The organism is Algoriphagus sp. PAP.12, from assembly GCF_026652115.1.
Taxonomy (GTDB): Bacteria; Bacteroidota; Bacteroidia; order Cytophagales; family Cyclobacteriaceae; genus Algoriphagus.
Window position 1 is genome coordinate 69,616 of the sequence record NZ_JAPPSQ010000003.1, and the last position, 16,696, is coordinate 86,311.

The 16,696-nt window shown below is 40.5% G+C and carries 7 protein-coding genes; 6 read left to right on the plus strand and 1 reads right to left on the minus strand.

The features are described 5' to 3' along the window. Positions 1 to 2 precede the first annotated feature (2 nt). The 4 genes from O0V13_RS05295 to O0V13_RS05310 all read left to right on the plus strand — a co-directional run bounded on the left by O0V13_RS05295 (position 3) and on the right by O0V13_RS05310 (position 11,554). Positions 3 to 1,565: an alkaline phosphatase family protein gene (locus tag O0V13_RS05295; RefSeq protein WP_268033955.1), complete on the plus strand. Its 1,563-nt coding sequence runs from the start codon at positions 3 to 5 to the stop codon at positions 1,563 to 1,565. 20 nt (positions 1,566 to 1,585) lie between these two features. Then, positions 1,586 to 6,145, plus strand: a complete 4,560-nt coding sequence (locus O0V13_RS05300) for a molybdopterin cofactor-binding domain-containing protein (protein WP_268033956.1) — start codon at positions 1,586 to 1,588, stop codon at positions 6,143 to 6,145. A 198-nt stretch (positions 6,146 to 6,343) separates the two neighbouring features. Continuing rightward, entirely contained in the window at positions 6,344 to 9,166 is a 2,823-nt protein-coding gene (locus O0V13_RS05305; protein WP_268033957.1) for a hypothetical protein, read from the plus strand. 357 nt (positions 9,167 to 9,523) lie between these two features. Then, a complete protein-coding gene (locus O0V13_RS05310; protein ID WP_326492707.1) occupies positions 9,524 to 11,554 on the plus strand; it encodes a M13 family metallopeptidase in 2,031 nt (676 codons plus the stop codon). 233 nt (positions 11,555 to 11,787) lie between these two features. On the opposite strand, the gene O0V13_RS05315 is transcribed toward O0V13_RS05310, so the two are convergent. Further along, positions 11,788 to 13,230 (minus strand): M20 family peptidase, encoded by a 1,443-nt coding sequence (locus tag O0V13_RS05315; protein ID WP_268033958.1) that lies wholly within the window; start codon positions 13,228 to 13,230, stop codon positions 11,788 to 11,790. Positions 13,231 to 13,537: 307 nt separating this feature from the next. On the opposite strand from O0V13_RS05315, the gene O0V13_RS05320 reads away from it, so the two are divergent. Both O0V13_RS05320 and O0V13_RS05325 read left to right on the plus strand, forming a co-directional pair. Further along, positions 13,538 to 14,983, plus strand: coding sequence for a M24 family metallopeptidase (locus O0V13_RS05320; RefSeq protein WP_268033959.1), 1,446 nt, complete (start codon positions 13,538 to 13,540; stop codon positions 14,981 to 14,983). A 4-nt stretch (positions 14,984 to 14,987) separates the two neighbouring features. After that, the gene (locus O0V13_RS05325; RefSeq protein ID WP_268033960.1) at positions 14,988 to 16,652 is read left to right on the plus strand and encodes a M1 family metallopeptidase; all 1,665 of its coding nucleotides are present in this window, start codon (positions 14,988 to 14,990) and stop codon (positions 16,650 to 16,652) included. Positions 16,653 to 16,696 lie beyond the last annotated feature (44 nt).

Below are 16,696 nucleotides of genomic sequence, written 5' to 3' on the forward strand. Positions count from 1 at the left end.
TCATGAGCCAATATTTAGAAGATCAAACCGCACGTTTGCAGCAAAACATCAAGCACATAGTAGTCTTGATGCTGGAAAATAGGTCATTTGACAATCTTTTAGGATGGTTATACCATGATCAGGATCCACCGAATGGACAAGATTTTGAAGGGTTGGATTATGGCCTTTGGAATCCTTTGAACAACATTGATTCGGATGGAATTCCTTTCATTGAAAAAGTCCCTATAGAACAAAACGGGGAGGTGAAATACAGTTATGGAAAACCGGTGAACAATCCTGTAAACTTTTGTTTGCCAGATCCAGATCCTGGAGAAGGGTTTAAAGACACCAATCACCAGTTGTTCAGCCATTACAATGTAGCCCAACTTTATCCTCCTGACCCAGTCAATATGGGTTTCGTGCAGAATTATCAGAATGCCATGTTATATGGAGCTTACACTTTTGGTGATAAACCGAGCAATCCCAGGAATATCATGAAGTGTTTTACACCAGCACAAACTCCGGTCCTTTCAGGACTGGCAAAAGGTTTTGCTGTATGTGACAATTACCATTGCTCTATACCAAGCCAAACATTGCCGAATCGGAGTTTTATACATGCAGCAAGCTCAGGAGGAAATGTGAACAATGATCCAAACGCTTTTACAGATCATCAAACCATTTTCAATCAGATCCAATCGGCAATTGAACAGGGCAGAACTGATCTGAGTTGGGGGATTTTTGGCAACAATCTGATGCCAGAATCTGAAAAGCAAAAAGAAAAAGATGCCGATGGAGAGTTTGGAGAGGGATATTTTAGTCTGACCCGACTATGTATGACAGCGCTTCATGATCCCAAATTCAATTCGAATTTTGGGAATTTGGATCAATTTTATCAGCTATGTAAAAGTGGGAAACTTCCGAGTTATTCATTTTTAGAGCCAAGTTTTGGAGGGGATGGCCAAAATGATCAACATCCACCAACTGATATACGTCCAGGCGAACAACTCATCGCAGACATATATGACGCAGTGCAGCAATCCCCTTGTTTTGAGTCGACTCTTCTGATCATCACCTATGATGAGCATGGAGGTTGCTATGATCATGTTCCTCCACCAGGAGAAGCGCAAAACCCTGATCCAACTAATGCTCCAGGGCAAGATGGTTTTCTTTTTAATAGGTTCGGTGTGAGAGTTCCATGCGTCTTAGTAAATCCATATATTCAGGAAGGTTTGATAGCTAGACCAAGTGGATATACTCCATATGATCATACTTCGGTGATCAAAACCATTCAGGAATGTTTCCAACTTCAAGGAAACTTGACAGAAAGGGATAAGGCTGCTCCAAGTTTATCGGGAGTTTTGAATTTAGCGACTCCAAGGACCGACTTCCCCTCGGTACAACCAGTTTCTGGAACGACCAAAGTAGATGTAGACCATATCAATGACCTGCACCGGACCATGTCAAGTATGGTCCAAAAACTAAGTGGGAAAACACCTAGTCAAAAAGAGCATCCACTTACGTATATCCAGAAGAATTTCAATCAAATTTTTAATACCAAATCAACAGGTTCTAAGAAGACCTCTTGATTCCATTTTACATTTTAATTATGAAAAATTCCGTTTCATTTTTTCTCAATGGAAAACCTGTTACCATTGAAAACCCAAAGCCCAATTTACTATTGCTGGATTACATTAGATCCGAAGAAGTTGGCCTGATTGGAGCCAAAAAAGGCTGTGGCCAAGGCGGTTGTGGTGCTTGCACCGTGATTTTATCCAATTGGAATGAAGAAAAAAACAAAGTTGAACACAAGTCAATCAACTCTTGTCTGAGGCCAGTTTGTGCTTTGGGTGGACTTAGCGTGACTACCGTCGAAGGAACAGGTGGAGTAGAGAGACCAGAGAATAAACACTTGACATTTACTCCATCAGGATCGAGAGGAATATTGCCCAGCCAAGTTCCACCACCTCAAGCATGGAATAAAGCGAAGGCAAGCTTAATGAACCTCCAAGAACATAAATTGGACAAGTCTATTAAGAAACTCAAGAGCTCTTCTCAGAATGGAATTACGACAACCTGTGTTTCAGATCCGGAAAATTCTGATGTTCATGAAGGGATGAACCCTGTTGCTCACCGATTGGCTATCAACAACGGCACGCAATGTGGCTATTGCACTGTCGGCTTTGTAATGAATATGTCAGCATTTCTTTCAGAAAACCCAAGCCCTACAAAGCAACAAATTGAAGAGATTTTTGACGGGAATATTTGTCGCTGCACAGGGTACCGATCAATTTTGACAGGAATGAAGACTTTTGCCTCCGATTGGTCAACGCTTGATGAAGATAACCGGATGAAATGTGTCACTGAGGATAAATGTGAGGAAGTGATGATCCATGACACGATTAACATTCCATTCCCAGAAGCTGCAAAAGCTCCATTGCCACCGGTTAATGTGATAGAAAGCCATCAAGGCTGGGTTACTCCACAGTCACTAGACGAGTTAAAAAGCATTTTGAGAAAAAATCCTTCTGAAAGTACTCGAATTGTATTTGGTAACACCTCCTTTGGAATCTATGCCGATGAATTCCCAGAGGTAAAGCTTTTTGTGGATATCAAATTGATTCCGGATTTCTATGGAATAAAAAAATTTGAATCGGAAATAGAGGTTGGAGCATCAACAACCTATTCAGAGTTATTGACTCTTTTGGAAAATTATATTTCAAAGAATGATCTTTCTCCAACCTCCACAATAGGAGCTATGGAATTTATGTGTCATCGTACCGCAGGAATGATCGTTAGAAATGCAGCTTCATTGGCAGGAAATACCATGTTGGTTTTACACCATATTTTTGAAGGAGAAGCTTTCCCTTCCGATCTTTTTACCGCTTTGGATGCCTGTGATGCTGAGATTAGTTTATTGAGGATCAAAACGGGAAAAGAAGTTAAATGGAAGGTTTCCTATTTGGTAAATCAGCTCTTGAAGAATCCTTCCTGGGCACAGGATATTGTAATCTTGAAATACCATTTGCCTATCGGAAAGGAAAATGAAGTAGCTCTTTCCCAGAAAGTGGCTTTAAGAGAAGTCAATTCCCATTCAATTGTAAACAATTGTACACGGATCTCTTTCAATGAAAACTATGAAATAACGGAAGCATGTATTGTTTTTGGTGGAATAGCCCCAGTCACCTGGCATGCTTCCAATTCTGAACAGTGGCTGAAAGGGAAGGAACTAAGTTTGGATTTGCTACCAGGCCTGCTTCGCGTCCTAAATAGAGAAGTAAATAAAGAACTGGCATACTGGGAGGAAAAAGGGCGCAATAAAGGACTTCCTTCAGAAGGCTTTACAGATACCTATCGAATCAACCTCTCCAATTCTTTTTTGTATAAGGCAATCGTAAAGACCTTGCTGGAGACCAAGCCTATGTCCGTTCCAAAGTATTTAAAATCGGCAGGAGAAATCAATTGGGGTAATTGGGGAGTAACTGGAGGCACGCAGTATTATGAGAATCAAGATTTCAAAGCACCAGTTTCTCAGCCATACATCAAACTAATGGCATTTCATCAAGCAATGGGACAGGTTCATTATACCCATGAAATCAAAATTCCACCCAATGGTAAAAATGCAGCATTTATTCAATCCACCAGATCTCTGGCAGATTACTATTTCATCAATCCAGATTCCAAGGAAAAAATAGATGCAGATCAACTAAAAGATGTTTTAGCTGACAAATTCCCTTCATTTTACACATTAATCACAGCAAAAGATATCCCAGTCGGCGGACTTAATCTGCAGGGAATGGGCTATGATCAACCCATGTTTGCAACCCAAAACATTATGTATCCAGGACAGGTGATTGCCATGGTCATAGCCGAGCAAGAAAAAGATGCAATAGAAATCGGTGAATATGCTTCTGAATACTGCGTGGCTTATAGTCCAATCACTTGGCAAGGAGGGGAAACTCCAACAAATACAGGTTGGGAGAAACCCATCATTTCAATCGATGATGCTATCAGGCAGGGAAGTATCTTCCCAGACAGTCCAAGTACAGCTCCATTTACAACTCATATTTGGAAGATTACAAGACCAGGAACAGAGTTGTATTGGGCTAATCTAGAAAAGGATCCTTTGGATAAAACACCAACACTTAGAAAAGAAAAGCTGGATGGTGCAAATTGTTTGGTGGTAGAAAACACCCAAATTTCTGGAGAACAGGTCCATTTCTACATGGAAACCCAGTCCTGTGTGGCCTTTCCGCAAGATAATAATCAAATCTTAGTGCATCCATCTTCTCAGAGTCCTATGGAAATGCACCAAACCATAGCCAGCACCCTTGCTGCCGAGCAAAACAAGGTTCAAGTGGAAATCCATCAAGTGGGTGGGGGATATGGAGGTAAAACGGAACAAACCAAATTCATTGTCGGGCCAGTGGCTGTGGCAGCCAAAAAGCTTAATAAACCGATTCGCCTTATCATGAAACGAGAACATGATACGGCCATGATCGGTAAGCGTCACGGCTATTATGGACAATACCAAATAGCAGTTGATCAAGGGAACCTAAGACCTGAAGACAAAGGATTGATTCGCGGCTTTTTCGTCAAAATGTGGGCAGATGGTGGGGCTTTCTATGATTGTTCCTATATCGTCAGTAATTGTGTTCAGCTCCGAATAGACAATGCTTATAGGGTCCAAAATTTCGAAAGCCAATTGGACGTTTGTAGAACAAACAAAGCTCCCAACACAGCGATGAGGGCTTTTGGAGACATTCAAGGTAAATTGATATTGGAAAATGCGATAGATGATGCTGCCTATGCCATTAAAATGGATCCTGCAGAACTCCGACTCAAAAACATGTACGAAAGGGGAGATGTGACTCCCTTCGGCCAAGCCCTTTCTTTTTGCTACATGAAAGATGTTTGGGATTATGTAGCTGAAAAAAGCAATTATCACAATCGTTTAAAAGCCGTCCAGGAATTTAATAAAACCAATAAATGGAAAAAGCGGGGCATATATATGCTTCCAGTAAAATATGGCTCAGGATATAATCTAGTAATGATTGAGCAGGCCGCAGCAGTGGTTTCTGTATACTCCGGAGATGGTAGTATTTCCATCAATCAGGGTGGAGTAGATATGGGACAAGGAATGATGACCAAAGTGGAGCAAGTTGCTTCCTATGTGTTAAACGTCCCAATGGACCTGATACAGATTCACGGACCAAATACCCGGATCATTCCAAATCCAACCAGTACTGGCGGTTCAACCGGTACGGCATACAACGGAGAGGCTGTTAAGCAAGCTTGTGAAAAAATGCGCAAGCGTATGACTGAGTTCGGATACCAATTGCTCAAGGACAATGGGGACGATTGGTGTAAGGAGCAGGGAATTGATTTTTGGAACTATGGAGTAGAAGGTTGGTCTTCCTCCGTCACCAAACCCGGCGACCAGCATCCAAAGTTGATTTGGCAAAATTTGGTGGCTTTAGCCTATCAGTATCGAGTGGACTTGATTTCATCCTTTACAGCACCTATTCCAGGTGGGACAGTTCCTATTCCCGCCATGACTTTTAAGACCGTGGAAGAGAATAAACCAATTCCGGGAATTTCGATAGCAGATGTCCCTTCTAATGCAGGAGCAGTAGATTCATTCGTTGGATTTACTTATTCGGCAGCTTGCTCAGAAGTGGAAGTAGATGTTTTGACTGGAGAGGTAAAAATCTTGAGAGCCGATATCGTTTATGATATGGGCTGGAGTCTCAATCCGGCAATTGATATTGGACAGGTCGAGGGAGCATTTGTTCAAGGTGTTGGTTATGTGATGACCGAAAAATTGGTCTTTGAACCAGAAGGTGAGCATAAAGGACAATTGAATACATTAAATACTTGGCGCTATAAGCCACCAGCGATTACTACAATTCCTTTGGAGATGAATACCTATCTCTATCCAAGAAGCAATTCCAAAGAAGTACCTGAGAATCCTAATGGACTTTTTTCCTCTAAAGAGGTGGGAGAACCGCCTTTGGTATTAGCAACTTCAGTATTCTTTGCGATCAAGTCTGCTATTCGTGATTCTAGAGTAGAAAGAGGTCTTTCGGGCTTTTTCAAATTAGATGCACCTGCTACTGTCCAAGAAGTCAGCAGTGCCCTAGAGGTAGGAAAAAGGGATTTTATATAAATTTTAAATAAAACCTGATAAAGGAGATGACTTTGTTCGTAAAATCATCTCCTTTTTTATACCTAAGATTATGACTCTTCGAATTTTAACTAGAAAAAGTTATAATTAGGCCATAAGGCCAAAATGAATTCGGATTTTTTCCTAACTTTTGATTTTGAATAACAAATCAATCCACCCGAATCGCAAAAACAATCCCCTATGTATAAAAACAACTCCTTTTTAGGGCTAATAGGACTCCTGCTATTTTTTATTTATACACCATCCTCATTTGCTCAAACAGACTGGTTAATAGATAATTCAAGCTATAAATCAGAAGTAGAGCAAAATGGTGATCAGCTGATTCTAACAAATGGCCTGATCCAGCGAGTAATCAAAATCAGTCCTAATGCAGCGACCATTAAATTGGACAATTTATACAGTGGGGAGTCATTTTTAAGAGGGGTGAAGCCTGAAGGAGAAATCCAAATCAACGGAATCACTTACGAAATTGGAGGTCTAAAAGGCCAACCAAATTATGCTTTCCTGAAAGAAGAGTGGATTCCAGAATTAACCAATAATCCAGCTGCCATGCAGTTTGTGGACTATGAAATTTCAGAGCCTGAAATGCCTTTTGATTGGGCTAGAATCAGATATGGAGATGAAAATGCCGAATGGCCTCCAAAAGGAAAACATCTTCGATTGGATTTTCAATTACCAGAAGCCCAAAACCTCTTGGCCAGTGAAAGCCCTCTTCCGAGTTTTCTTGGGAGAAACGTCATTTATCAATCTGATTTCAAATCATTGGATCCAGAGTGGACGAGGCATCAGTCCAAATCTCATCCAAGATCCTCTTTCGAAAACGAAGGGAAAATGGGAGAGATTTACACCCTACAGAATTCCACTGTTTATATAGAAAAAGAGCTTAATCCTTCCTCAAAAATCATTGAAGCCACCTTTAATACAGGTACTGATAAAGCCAAAGAATTCGGACCGGGTATCACATTGGTTTGGCCTGAAAAGACCATTAAATTTTACTTGAGACCTGGAGGCAATGAATATGACCAGGACATCCCGATGTTTGGGCTTTGGGACGGAGAAAAGGAGATCAAAGCCGCTGGAGGAAGACAAAAACTGGACATGACATCGCCTTGGACTTTGAGATTTAGGATAACTGATGAGGCTGTTCTTTGTGAAGCAAAACCTCAAAATGGAGAATGGACTACCATTGAAAAACTTCCGGTATTCTCGTCTTACCCTGAAAAAGTCAGAATAGGTAAAACTAATGGAAAAGGAAATGGAGAGGATGCACAGGAAGTAGGAGAACTAGTTCGATTGCAGGTGATTGATTTTGCTACCTATGGAGGATTGGATGATCAAATTGAAAATGGACTAAAACCGGAAGATTTGATTGTATCAGTCCATTATGAAATCTATGACGGGATTCCGGTCATGGGAAAATGGCTGACCGTTAAAAACAACAGCAACTCAACCTTTACAATCAATGATTTTACCAGTGAAATCATTGCGGCCGTGGAATATGAATCCAAGGTTGAAATGCGTGAAAGCACCGTTTTCCAAAAGCCAAATATTCATGTTGAAACGGATATGGCTTTTGCCAGTATGTCTGCAGACGATGCCAATGCTCATGTGGTTCATTGGGAACCGGACCCTGAATTTCAGACCCAAGTCAATTACTTAAGACAAAATCCGGCACTTTTGAAAGTGAGCCCTACTTATGGACCTGAGTATGATTTGAAAGCAGGAGAGGAGTTTAAATCTTTCAGGACATTTGTCTTGCCTCATGATAGTTATGAGAGGGAAAGAAAGGGCTTAGCACTTCGTAAATTGTATCAGACTCTGGCTCCTTGGTCTTCCGAGAATCCCTTGATGATGCATGCTCGATTTGCAGATTGGGAACAGGTTAAATTGGCCATTGACCAGGCTTCAGAGGTAGGTTTTGAGATGGTAATTCTGACTTTCGGAAGTGGTTTCAATATCGAAGACGACAGCGAAGAATACATCGCCAAAATGAAGTCCTATGCGGAATATGCAAAAAGCAAAGGAGTAGAAATTGGCGGTTATTCACTTTTAGCTTCTCGAAAAATCAGTCCTGAAGACGATGTAGTCATGCCGGAAGGGAAGCGACCAACTTTTGGGAATTCTCCTTGCCTGGAAAGTGAATGGGGACATGAATATTTTAGAAAGCTTTACAATTTTTACGAAAAATCAGGTTTTACATTGCTAGAGCATGATGGGTCGTATCCAGGAGATATTTGTATCTCTGAAAACCATCCAGGCCATAAAGGGCTAGCTGACAGTCGCTGGAATCAGTATCAGAGAATTTCAGATTTCTATAAATGGAGCCGAGAAAAGGGAATATACCTCAACATTCCTGATTTCTATTTTATGACCGGAGGAAGCAAAATTGCAATGGGTTACCGAGAAGTCAATTGGAGTCTTCCTAGAAATGAGCAGTTGGTGCACGCACGACAAAATATCTTCGATGGCACTTGGGAAAAGACCTCAACCATGGGTTGGATGTTTGTTCCATTGACCGAATATCACGGAGGGGGAGCAGCAGCCACTATCGAACCCTTAAACGAGCATTTGGCTCATTATCAAAATATGATTTCGTCCAATTTGGGAGCTGGAGTTCAGGCTTGCTACAGAGGTCCAAGGCTGTTTGATACCGAAGAAACCAAAATCATGGTTAAATCCATGGTGGATTGGTACAAAGATCACCGTGAGGTATTGGAAGGAAACATCATCCACCTGAAAAGAGCGACAGGACATGACTTGGATTATTGGTTGAATGTCAATCCACAGGGAAATGAAAAAGGTATGTTGATGGTTTACAATCCAACAGACCAACTGATCATCAAAAAAATCAAAGTCCCTCTGTACTATACGGGGTTAACCGACGCTACTCAAGTAACCATGAGCAATGGCCAAGAAATGAATATGCAACTTGCCAGAGACTACTCTGTAGAAGTTGAAGTTACGGTTCCAGCCAATGGAGATGCCTGGGTTTTGTTTAAGTAATGTAAACAAAAGTCCTTCGTAAATATTATTAGCGCAAGTCTTATGACTTGTGCTTTTTTTACTTTTGTACCTGCTTTCATCCAAAAAATCAGGGCAAATTTATTTATAGACCAGCTTGAATTAGCAGTCTGGAGACTGCATTGAAAAGGATCCAAGTCAGGAGACTTGGACCAGCTATAGTCAATGTATTTCGCCGAAGGCATATTTCAATTATATCCATTACTTCACTCCTCAATCTATTTGAGTTTAATTTTTCAATTTTTGATCTTCCAATTTTCAATAATCAATACTCTTACATCAGTGGCTTGATAACTCATTGGAATTTCTCCTAACTTCCTGTCAAATAAACCACCAGCTATGAAAAATAAACTCCTATTACCCCTTTTTGCTTTGGGTGCAGCATGTACTTCTGACCCATCGGGAGATAATATGACAGAAGAACGACACTTTGTAGATGTGGCTGCAGTAGACAGCACTATTCGTCCAGGTGACAACTTCTTTATGAGAGTCAACGGCACATGGTACGATACCGCCAAAATTGCGGATGATCAGGTAGGAGTGGGGTCTTACTCCTTTTTGAATATCCCTCAAAAACAGCTTTTGGAAAATATTTTGGAAGAGGTTTCTGCTTCTCCAGAGCATCCCAAAGGCTCTATTGAGCAAAAAGTAGGAGATTTCTATGCCTCTGGGATGGATACAGCCGCCATTAATGCCAGAGGATATTCACCCGTTCAACCTGTTTTGGATCAGATTGATCAGATCCAAAGTATACCTGATTTAGAGGCTTTTCTTGCTTCTGAGATCAAAACCAACAATCAATCTCTGATCGGAATGAGAGTTTCTCCTGATGATCAAAATAGTACCATCAACATCATTCATTTAAGCCAAACTGGGCTAGGGCTGCCTGATAGGGACTATTATTTCAAAACTGATGAATCCACTCTGGACATTCAAAAAGCTTATCAAACTTACCTGACGACCTTATTTGAATTGACTGGAAGTTCTGCAGCAGATGCAGAAAAAGCAGCTACCACAGTTTATGGAATTGAAAAGGATCTGGCAGAGTCTCACAAAACCAGAATTGAAAGACGGGTGGTAAAAGAGAACTATCACAAAGTAGCTGTTGCTGATTTGGATAAAGACCATACTCAAATCAACTGGTCTTCAATTTTTGAAAATGTAGGCTTAAAGGCTGATTCTTTGGATATCCGCCAACCGGCATATTATGAAAAACTGGATAAAATGTTGGCTTCTGTTCCTTTAGAAGATTGGAAAACATACCTGAAGGCCCATACGCTTTCTTCCTATGCCAATTTCCTAAGCTCACCATTTGAAAAGGCATCATTTGAGTATTCCAAAGTAGTCTCCGGTCAATCCAAACAATTGACCCGGGCTCAAGAAATGGTGCAACAAGTTGACAGACAAATCGGGTTTGATTTGGGACAATTGTATGTCAAGCGCTATTTCAATGAAGACGCCAAACAAAGAGTCTTGGATTTGGTTAATAACCTTCAAAAGTCCTTTGAAAACCGAATCAATGAACTGGATTGGATGAGTGACAGTACCAAGACCCAGGCAAAAGAAAAGCTTTATTCCATTACCAAGAAAATCGGATATCCAGATAAATGGAGAGAATATAAAGTTACGATAGACCGTGACAGCTACTTTGAAAATGTGGTGGAACTGAGAAAAGATGCTGCCAAATATCAATTGGATAAATTTGGTAAGGCTCCAGACAAGACAGAGTGGGGAACAACCCCAAGCACCGTGACAGCCTATTACAATCCATCGCTAAATGAAATCGTATTCCCAGCTGGAATCCTTCAGTATCCATATTTTGATCAAAATGCGGACGATGCTATCAATTATGGAGGTATAGGAATGGTGATAGGGCATGAATTGACTCATGCTTTTGATGATCAGGGAGCTCAATTTGACAAAGATGGAAATCTAAAGAACTGGTGGACAGCGGAGGATTATGAGAAATTCAAAGCCAAAACACAACAGTTGATCGAGCGATATGATACGTTTACAGTTTTGGATTCTGTTCATGTGAAAGGAGCAATGACCATCGGAGAAAATACTGCAGATAATGGAGGAATTTACATTGCTTATGATGCTTTCAAAATGACGGATCAAGGAAAAGGAAATACCCCGATTGACGGATATACTCCTGACCAAAGATTTTGCTATTCAATTGCTAGAATCTGGAGAGTAAAAACAAGAGATGAGTTTATGAGAACCTATGTAAATACCAATTCTCATTCACCGGCAATGTGGAGAGTAAATGGTCCTTTGATGAATTTTGAGCCATTTTACAGCGCTTATGACCTTCAGCCAACAGATCAAAATTACAAACCGGAATCAGAAAGAATCAAAATCTGGTAATCACAATACAAACCTGAAAAAACCTATACTCAGAGTACCCTTTCAGTATAGAAACCCAAACAAAAATCCCCGACGGAATCGGGGATTTTCTTTTTATTTTTTCCTTCAAGGAAATCTCATTTATAATCTTGTATTGCTTTTGGCCTTGGCTCGGGGAAACATTTAAATGTGAAGCCCGAAAGCTCGCCGAAGGCGTATTCCACCTTATTTTGCAAAGCATATTTCAATTTAGTTCAATTCTCATTAAACCTTTTCATCAGCTGATAAGTAAACTGAATCATTTCCTTGTAATTCTCTTTGGAGATTTTCTCATCTATTCCATGGAAACGAGTCATCGCTTCAGGGCTAATCCGAATTGGGTAATAGCGATAAACTCCCTCTGAAATCCCATAGAAATAACGAGCATCTGTTCCACCGGCAATCAAACCAGGCATCACCACCGAACTCGGAAATACAGATCGAATAGTTTTTTCTAATTTTTTGAATGCCTCTGATTCAATGCTTGAAGAAGGAGAGGGGTTGGTTAAAAAGCCAACGGGTTCCACACGAATTTTATCATTGATTGTACTTTCAATATGCTCCTGAACCGATTCAATCGTTTCTCCAGGAAGAATTCTAAAATTAATCGTCGCCTCAGCAACGGTTGGAATCACATTGTTTTTAAAGCCTCCATCGATAATCGTAGGAGCAGTAGAGGTATGGGAATTTAATGCTTCTAAAACTGGACCTTTCAAAAGCCAAGGATTAGCAAAAGCCATCTTTTGAAGGAAGGGCAGTTCCGGTCCAAGGTATTCCAATTGATATTCAACAGGCTCCACTAATCGATAGGGTAATTGGTTGTTTTCCAAATCAACAATCGCCTGAGCTAGCATTCCAATCGTATTTTCCTTTGGAGGAGATGAGCTATGCCCACCTTGGGTCTCTACTATTAACCGAAAAGAAGCAAAACCTTTTTCAGCCACATTGATCATGGATACCGGTTGATCCACTCCAGGGATCATTCCTTCAGCGATCATTCCTCCTTCATCCAATGTAAAGGCAGCCTGAACACCTTGCTTTTCCAAGTATTCAGCGATTTTGGCTGCGCCTTTAGGACCACCTACTTCTTCATCATGTCCGAATGCAAAATAGATCGTCTGCGCTGGTACGAAACCTTCTCCGATCAACATCTCAGCACTTTCCAACAAGGCCATTAGCGAGCTTTTATCATCTAAAGTTCCGCGGCCGATTATATGATCAGCAGTGATTCTACCTTCAAAAGGAGGAGCTTCCCATTGACCCAAAGTCGGTTCATCTACTGGAACCACATCCTGATGTGACATTAAGATGATTGGCTTTAGGTTGGAGTCAGAACCTTTCCAAGTGTATAAAAGGCTATACTCATTGATTTTGGTCAGCTCCATGGTTTGGTGAACCTGAGGGAAGGTGGTTACCAAAAACCGGTGAAAACCATTAAAAATGGCTGAATCTGGTGGAGTATCTTCGTTGAATGAAATCGTAGGAAACTGGATGGCTCCAGAAAGGTGAACAAAAGAAGAATCAGAAATAGCAATGGGGTCAATCGGATCTGGATCGACCTGCTTGGAGGATACCCTAAAGGTGTTGAATAGCAGGATTGCCACAAGGATTACAATCAAGGCAATTATGCCTAAAAGTAATTTTCCAATAATTTTCATAAGGCTGGTTGGATGGTTTTGGTGATAATGGACTAATATAAAAAAGAGGCCTTGAATTCATCTCAAAAAGCCTATATGAAAGTGAATTATTTATGTTTTAGGGTGTTTTTTTAATCAAATTGAAGGTATTCGATTAATTCCATGACATTGAGGGGTAAATGGATGCTAAGCTTAATTTTAACTTAGCAAGAAAATGTCTACTGAAAAAGCTCCGAGTCTCAATTGCTCTTAGGATAGAATAGACTTTTTAAGCGGTAAAATTTCTGTGATAGAATTTTCATATATTCCTTTTTAAACTTCACACTTTATGAAAAAAAGTCGTCTGATTTTATTCCTGGTTTTTACTTTGTCTTTTTCAGCATTTTCTCAAGATGATCCACATTTTCAAACCGAGTTTTCTAAGGAAGAATTTGCCAGAAGGAGAAATGCCATTTTTGATCAAATTGGGGACAATGCAATCGCAGTAATCCAAGGGGCAAGTGGAATTCCAGGTTTTTCAGTATTTAGACAATCCAATAGCTTCTTTTATCTCACAGGAGTAGAAACAGCTAGGGCTTATTTAATGCTCAACGGAAGAAGTAAAAGGGCCATTCTATACCTTCCTCATCGGGATGAAGGAATGGAAAGGAACCAAGGGAAAGTCCTTTCAGCCGAAGACACAGAATTAGTGAAAGAACTGACTGGAATTGATCAGGTGAAAGGCATTGAATTTTTAGCAAATGATCTGGTTGGTGCTGGATTGATCAAACCGCCAGGGCCTGTACTGTTTACCGAATTTAGCCCTGCAGAAATTGGAAATGACAGCAGAGATGAGATCCTTTTTGGGCAAGCTAGAAATGCATCTGACCCATGGGATGGAAATCCCACTCGAGAAGCTTTGTTTATTGAAAAACTGCATGACAGATATCCTCAATATGAAATCAGGGACCTGACTCCGATTTTGGATGAAATGAGATTAATCAAAAGCGATGAGGAGATTAAGGTAATTAAAAAAGCTACCCATATCGCCGGTTTGGCAATAATTGAGGCCATGAGATCGACCAATCCAGGTGTCTATGAATATCAATTGGATGCAGCTGCCAAGTATATTTTTTATCTATATGGATCGCAAGGAGATGGCTATCCGTCTATCATCGGAGGGGGAACCAATGCCTATATGGGCCATTATTTTCACAAAACAGATCAGTTGAAAGATGGTGACTTGGTCTTAATGGATTACGCTCCGGATTATGAGTTTTATACCAGTGACGTCACCAGAATCTGGCCTGTAAATGGAAAGTTTGATGCTGAACAAGCAGAGCTTTACAATTTCATTGTGGCCTACCGAGATGCTTTATTTCGATACATCAAGCCTGGAGTGACAGCTGATTATGTTTTGGACAATGCAGCTTCTGATATGAAAGTCTATTTAGAGGATAAAACTTTTGTTAAGGAAAGTCATTTAAAAGCTGTTCAGGATGGGTTGAAGTTCAGAGGGCATTTTCAGCATCCAGTTGGAATGGCAGTCCATGATGTGGGAAGAGTACGTGGAAGACCTTTGGAAGCAGGAATGGTATTTACCATAGACCCCATGATTTGGCTACATGAGGAGCACCTCTATATCCGTATTGAGGATATCGCTTTGGTTACCGAAAATGGAGTAGAAAATCTTAGCAGTTTTGTTCCCTCCAAATTGGAAGATGTAGAAGCTACCATTCAAGAAAAAGGCCTGATTGAATTCAGACCAGAAATCGATCTTTCCATTTTAAAATAAAGCCATGCTGGTTTATATATCTCCCGCTAAGTTCCTGAAGAATATTCTGATTTTGGTGTTTGGCTTTGTATCCTCAGCCAGTTTTTCCTGGACAGATTCCTATCCTAAAAATCCCAAGGTCGATGTCCTGAATTATCAATTCAAAATTGAGCTTTCCGATGACACAGATGTCATCAAATGTGAAGTTTTGGTGGATGTAAAATACTTGGGTGAAGGTGTCGAAAACCTTCGTCTGGACCTTGTAAAGGCTTCTGAGGCTTTAGAAAATAAGGGAATGATCATTTCATCCATCCAATCTGAAGGAGCTGATTTGGATTATATCCATGAAGACGAAGAATTGCAAATAAAGCTTCCATCCAGGTCACAAACCAATATAGAAAAGCAATACAAAATTGTTTATTCGGGAATTCCTGCCTCTGGGCTAAAGATCGCTGAAAACAAGTATGGGGATAGAACCTTTTTCAGTGACAATTGGCCTGACAAAGGAAGAAATTGGCTGGCTATTGTAGACCACCCGTATGACAAAGCAACCAGTGAATTTATAGTGACAGCACCATCACATTATCAAGTGGTTTCCAATGGTCTTAAAATCGAAGAAACAGACTTAGGAGACGGAAAACGAATCACTCATTGGAAACAATCTGTTCCCATTGCACCCTGGCTTTATGTTTTGGGAGTTGCACGATTTGCCATGCAGGAAGTAGATCAATTTAATCATAAGTCTATTCAAACATGGGTTTATTATCAGGATCGGGAAGAGGGATTTTATGATTTCGCTGTCCCAACTAAGCAGGTTTTGGAGTTTTATAGCGATTACATTGGCCCATTTTCATACGAGAAACTTGCCAATATTCAATCCAATAGTGTCAGTGGTGGGATGGAGGCAGCCTCTGCAATTTTGTATAGTGAAAACTCTGTCGTAGGTGATAGAAATACCCGATGGAGAAATGTGATTATCCATGAGATAGCTCACCAATGGTTTGGGAATGCAGTGACCGAATATGACTGGGATGATGTATGGTTGAGCGAGGGATTTGCTACCTATTTCACCTTGCTTTTTCGGGAACATGCATACGGTAGGGATGACTTTCTGGAAGGTTTGGCCAATAGCAAAAAGACCGTTGACTCTTTTCATGAGAAAAATCCAGATTATCGGATAGTGCATGACAATCTCAGCGATATGAGTAAAGTTGTAAGTTCACATACCTACCAAAAAGGAAGTTGGATACTACATATGCTGCGAGGAGTGGTGGGAACTGAAAATTTTTGGAAGGGAATCCGGGCCTATTATGCCAAATATCAAAATAAAAATGCCACGACAGATGATTTCCGATTTGAGATGGAAAAAACATCTGGAAAGGATTTAAAATGGTTTTTTGAGCAATGGTTATACAATCCAGGAACCTTGAAATTGGAAGGAACTTGGACCTATGATCCAGCTCTTAAATTGGTTAAAATCGATTTGGACCAGGTTCAAAATGATGGAAGTGAATTCCGTATGCCAATCCAAGTTGCTCTAAAAACAAAGGATAAAACTGAGGAAAAGTTAATTTGGGTAGATAGTAAAGAGAATCAATTTGGGATTCAATTAGATGAAGAACCAGAAGAAATCATCCTTGATCCGAACACTTGGGTTTTGATGGATTGGAAATTGGAGAAAGGAAATTAAAGAGGAAAGGCTATGACCGAAGGGAAGTAAATCTCGGCGGAGCC

Coding starts and splice junctions, on each gene's coding strand:
- O0V13_RS05295 (WP_268033955.1), top strand. CDS start 3: ATGAGCCAATATTTAGAAGATCAAACCGCACGTTTGCAGCAAAACATC.
- O0V13_RS05300 (WP_268033956.1), top strand. CDS start 1,586: ATGAAAAATTCCGTTTCATTTTTTCTCAATGGAAAACCTGTTACCATT.
- O0V13_RS05305 (WP_268033957.1), top strand. CDS start 6,344: ATGTATAAAAACAACTCCTTTTTAGGGCTAATAGGACTCCTGCTATTT.
- O0V13_RS05310 (WP_326492707.1), top strand. CDS start 9,524: ATGAAAAATAAACTCCTATTACCCCTTTTTGCTTTGGGTGCAGCATGT.
- O0V13_RS05315 (WP_268033958.1), bottom strand. CDS start 13,230: ATGAAAATTATTGGAAAATTACTTTTAGGCATAATTGCCTTGATTGTA.
- O0V13_RS05320 (WP_268033959.1), top strand. CDS start 13,538: ATGAAAAAAAGTCGTCTGATTTTATTCCTGGTTTTTACTTTGTCTTTT.
- O0V13_RS05325 (WP_268033960.1), top strand. CDS start 14,988: ATGCTGGTTTATATATCTCCCGCTAAGTTCCTGAAGAATATTCTGATT.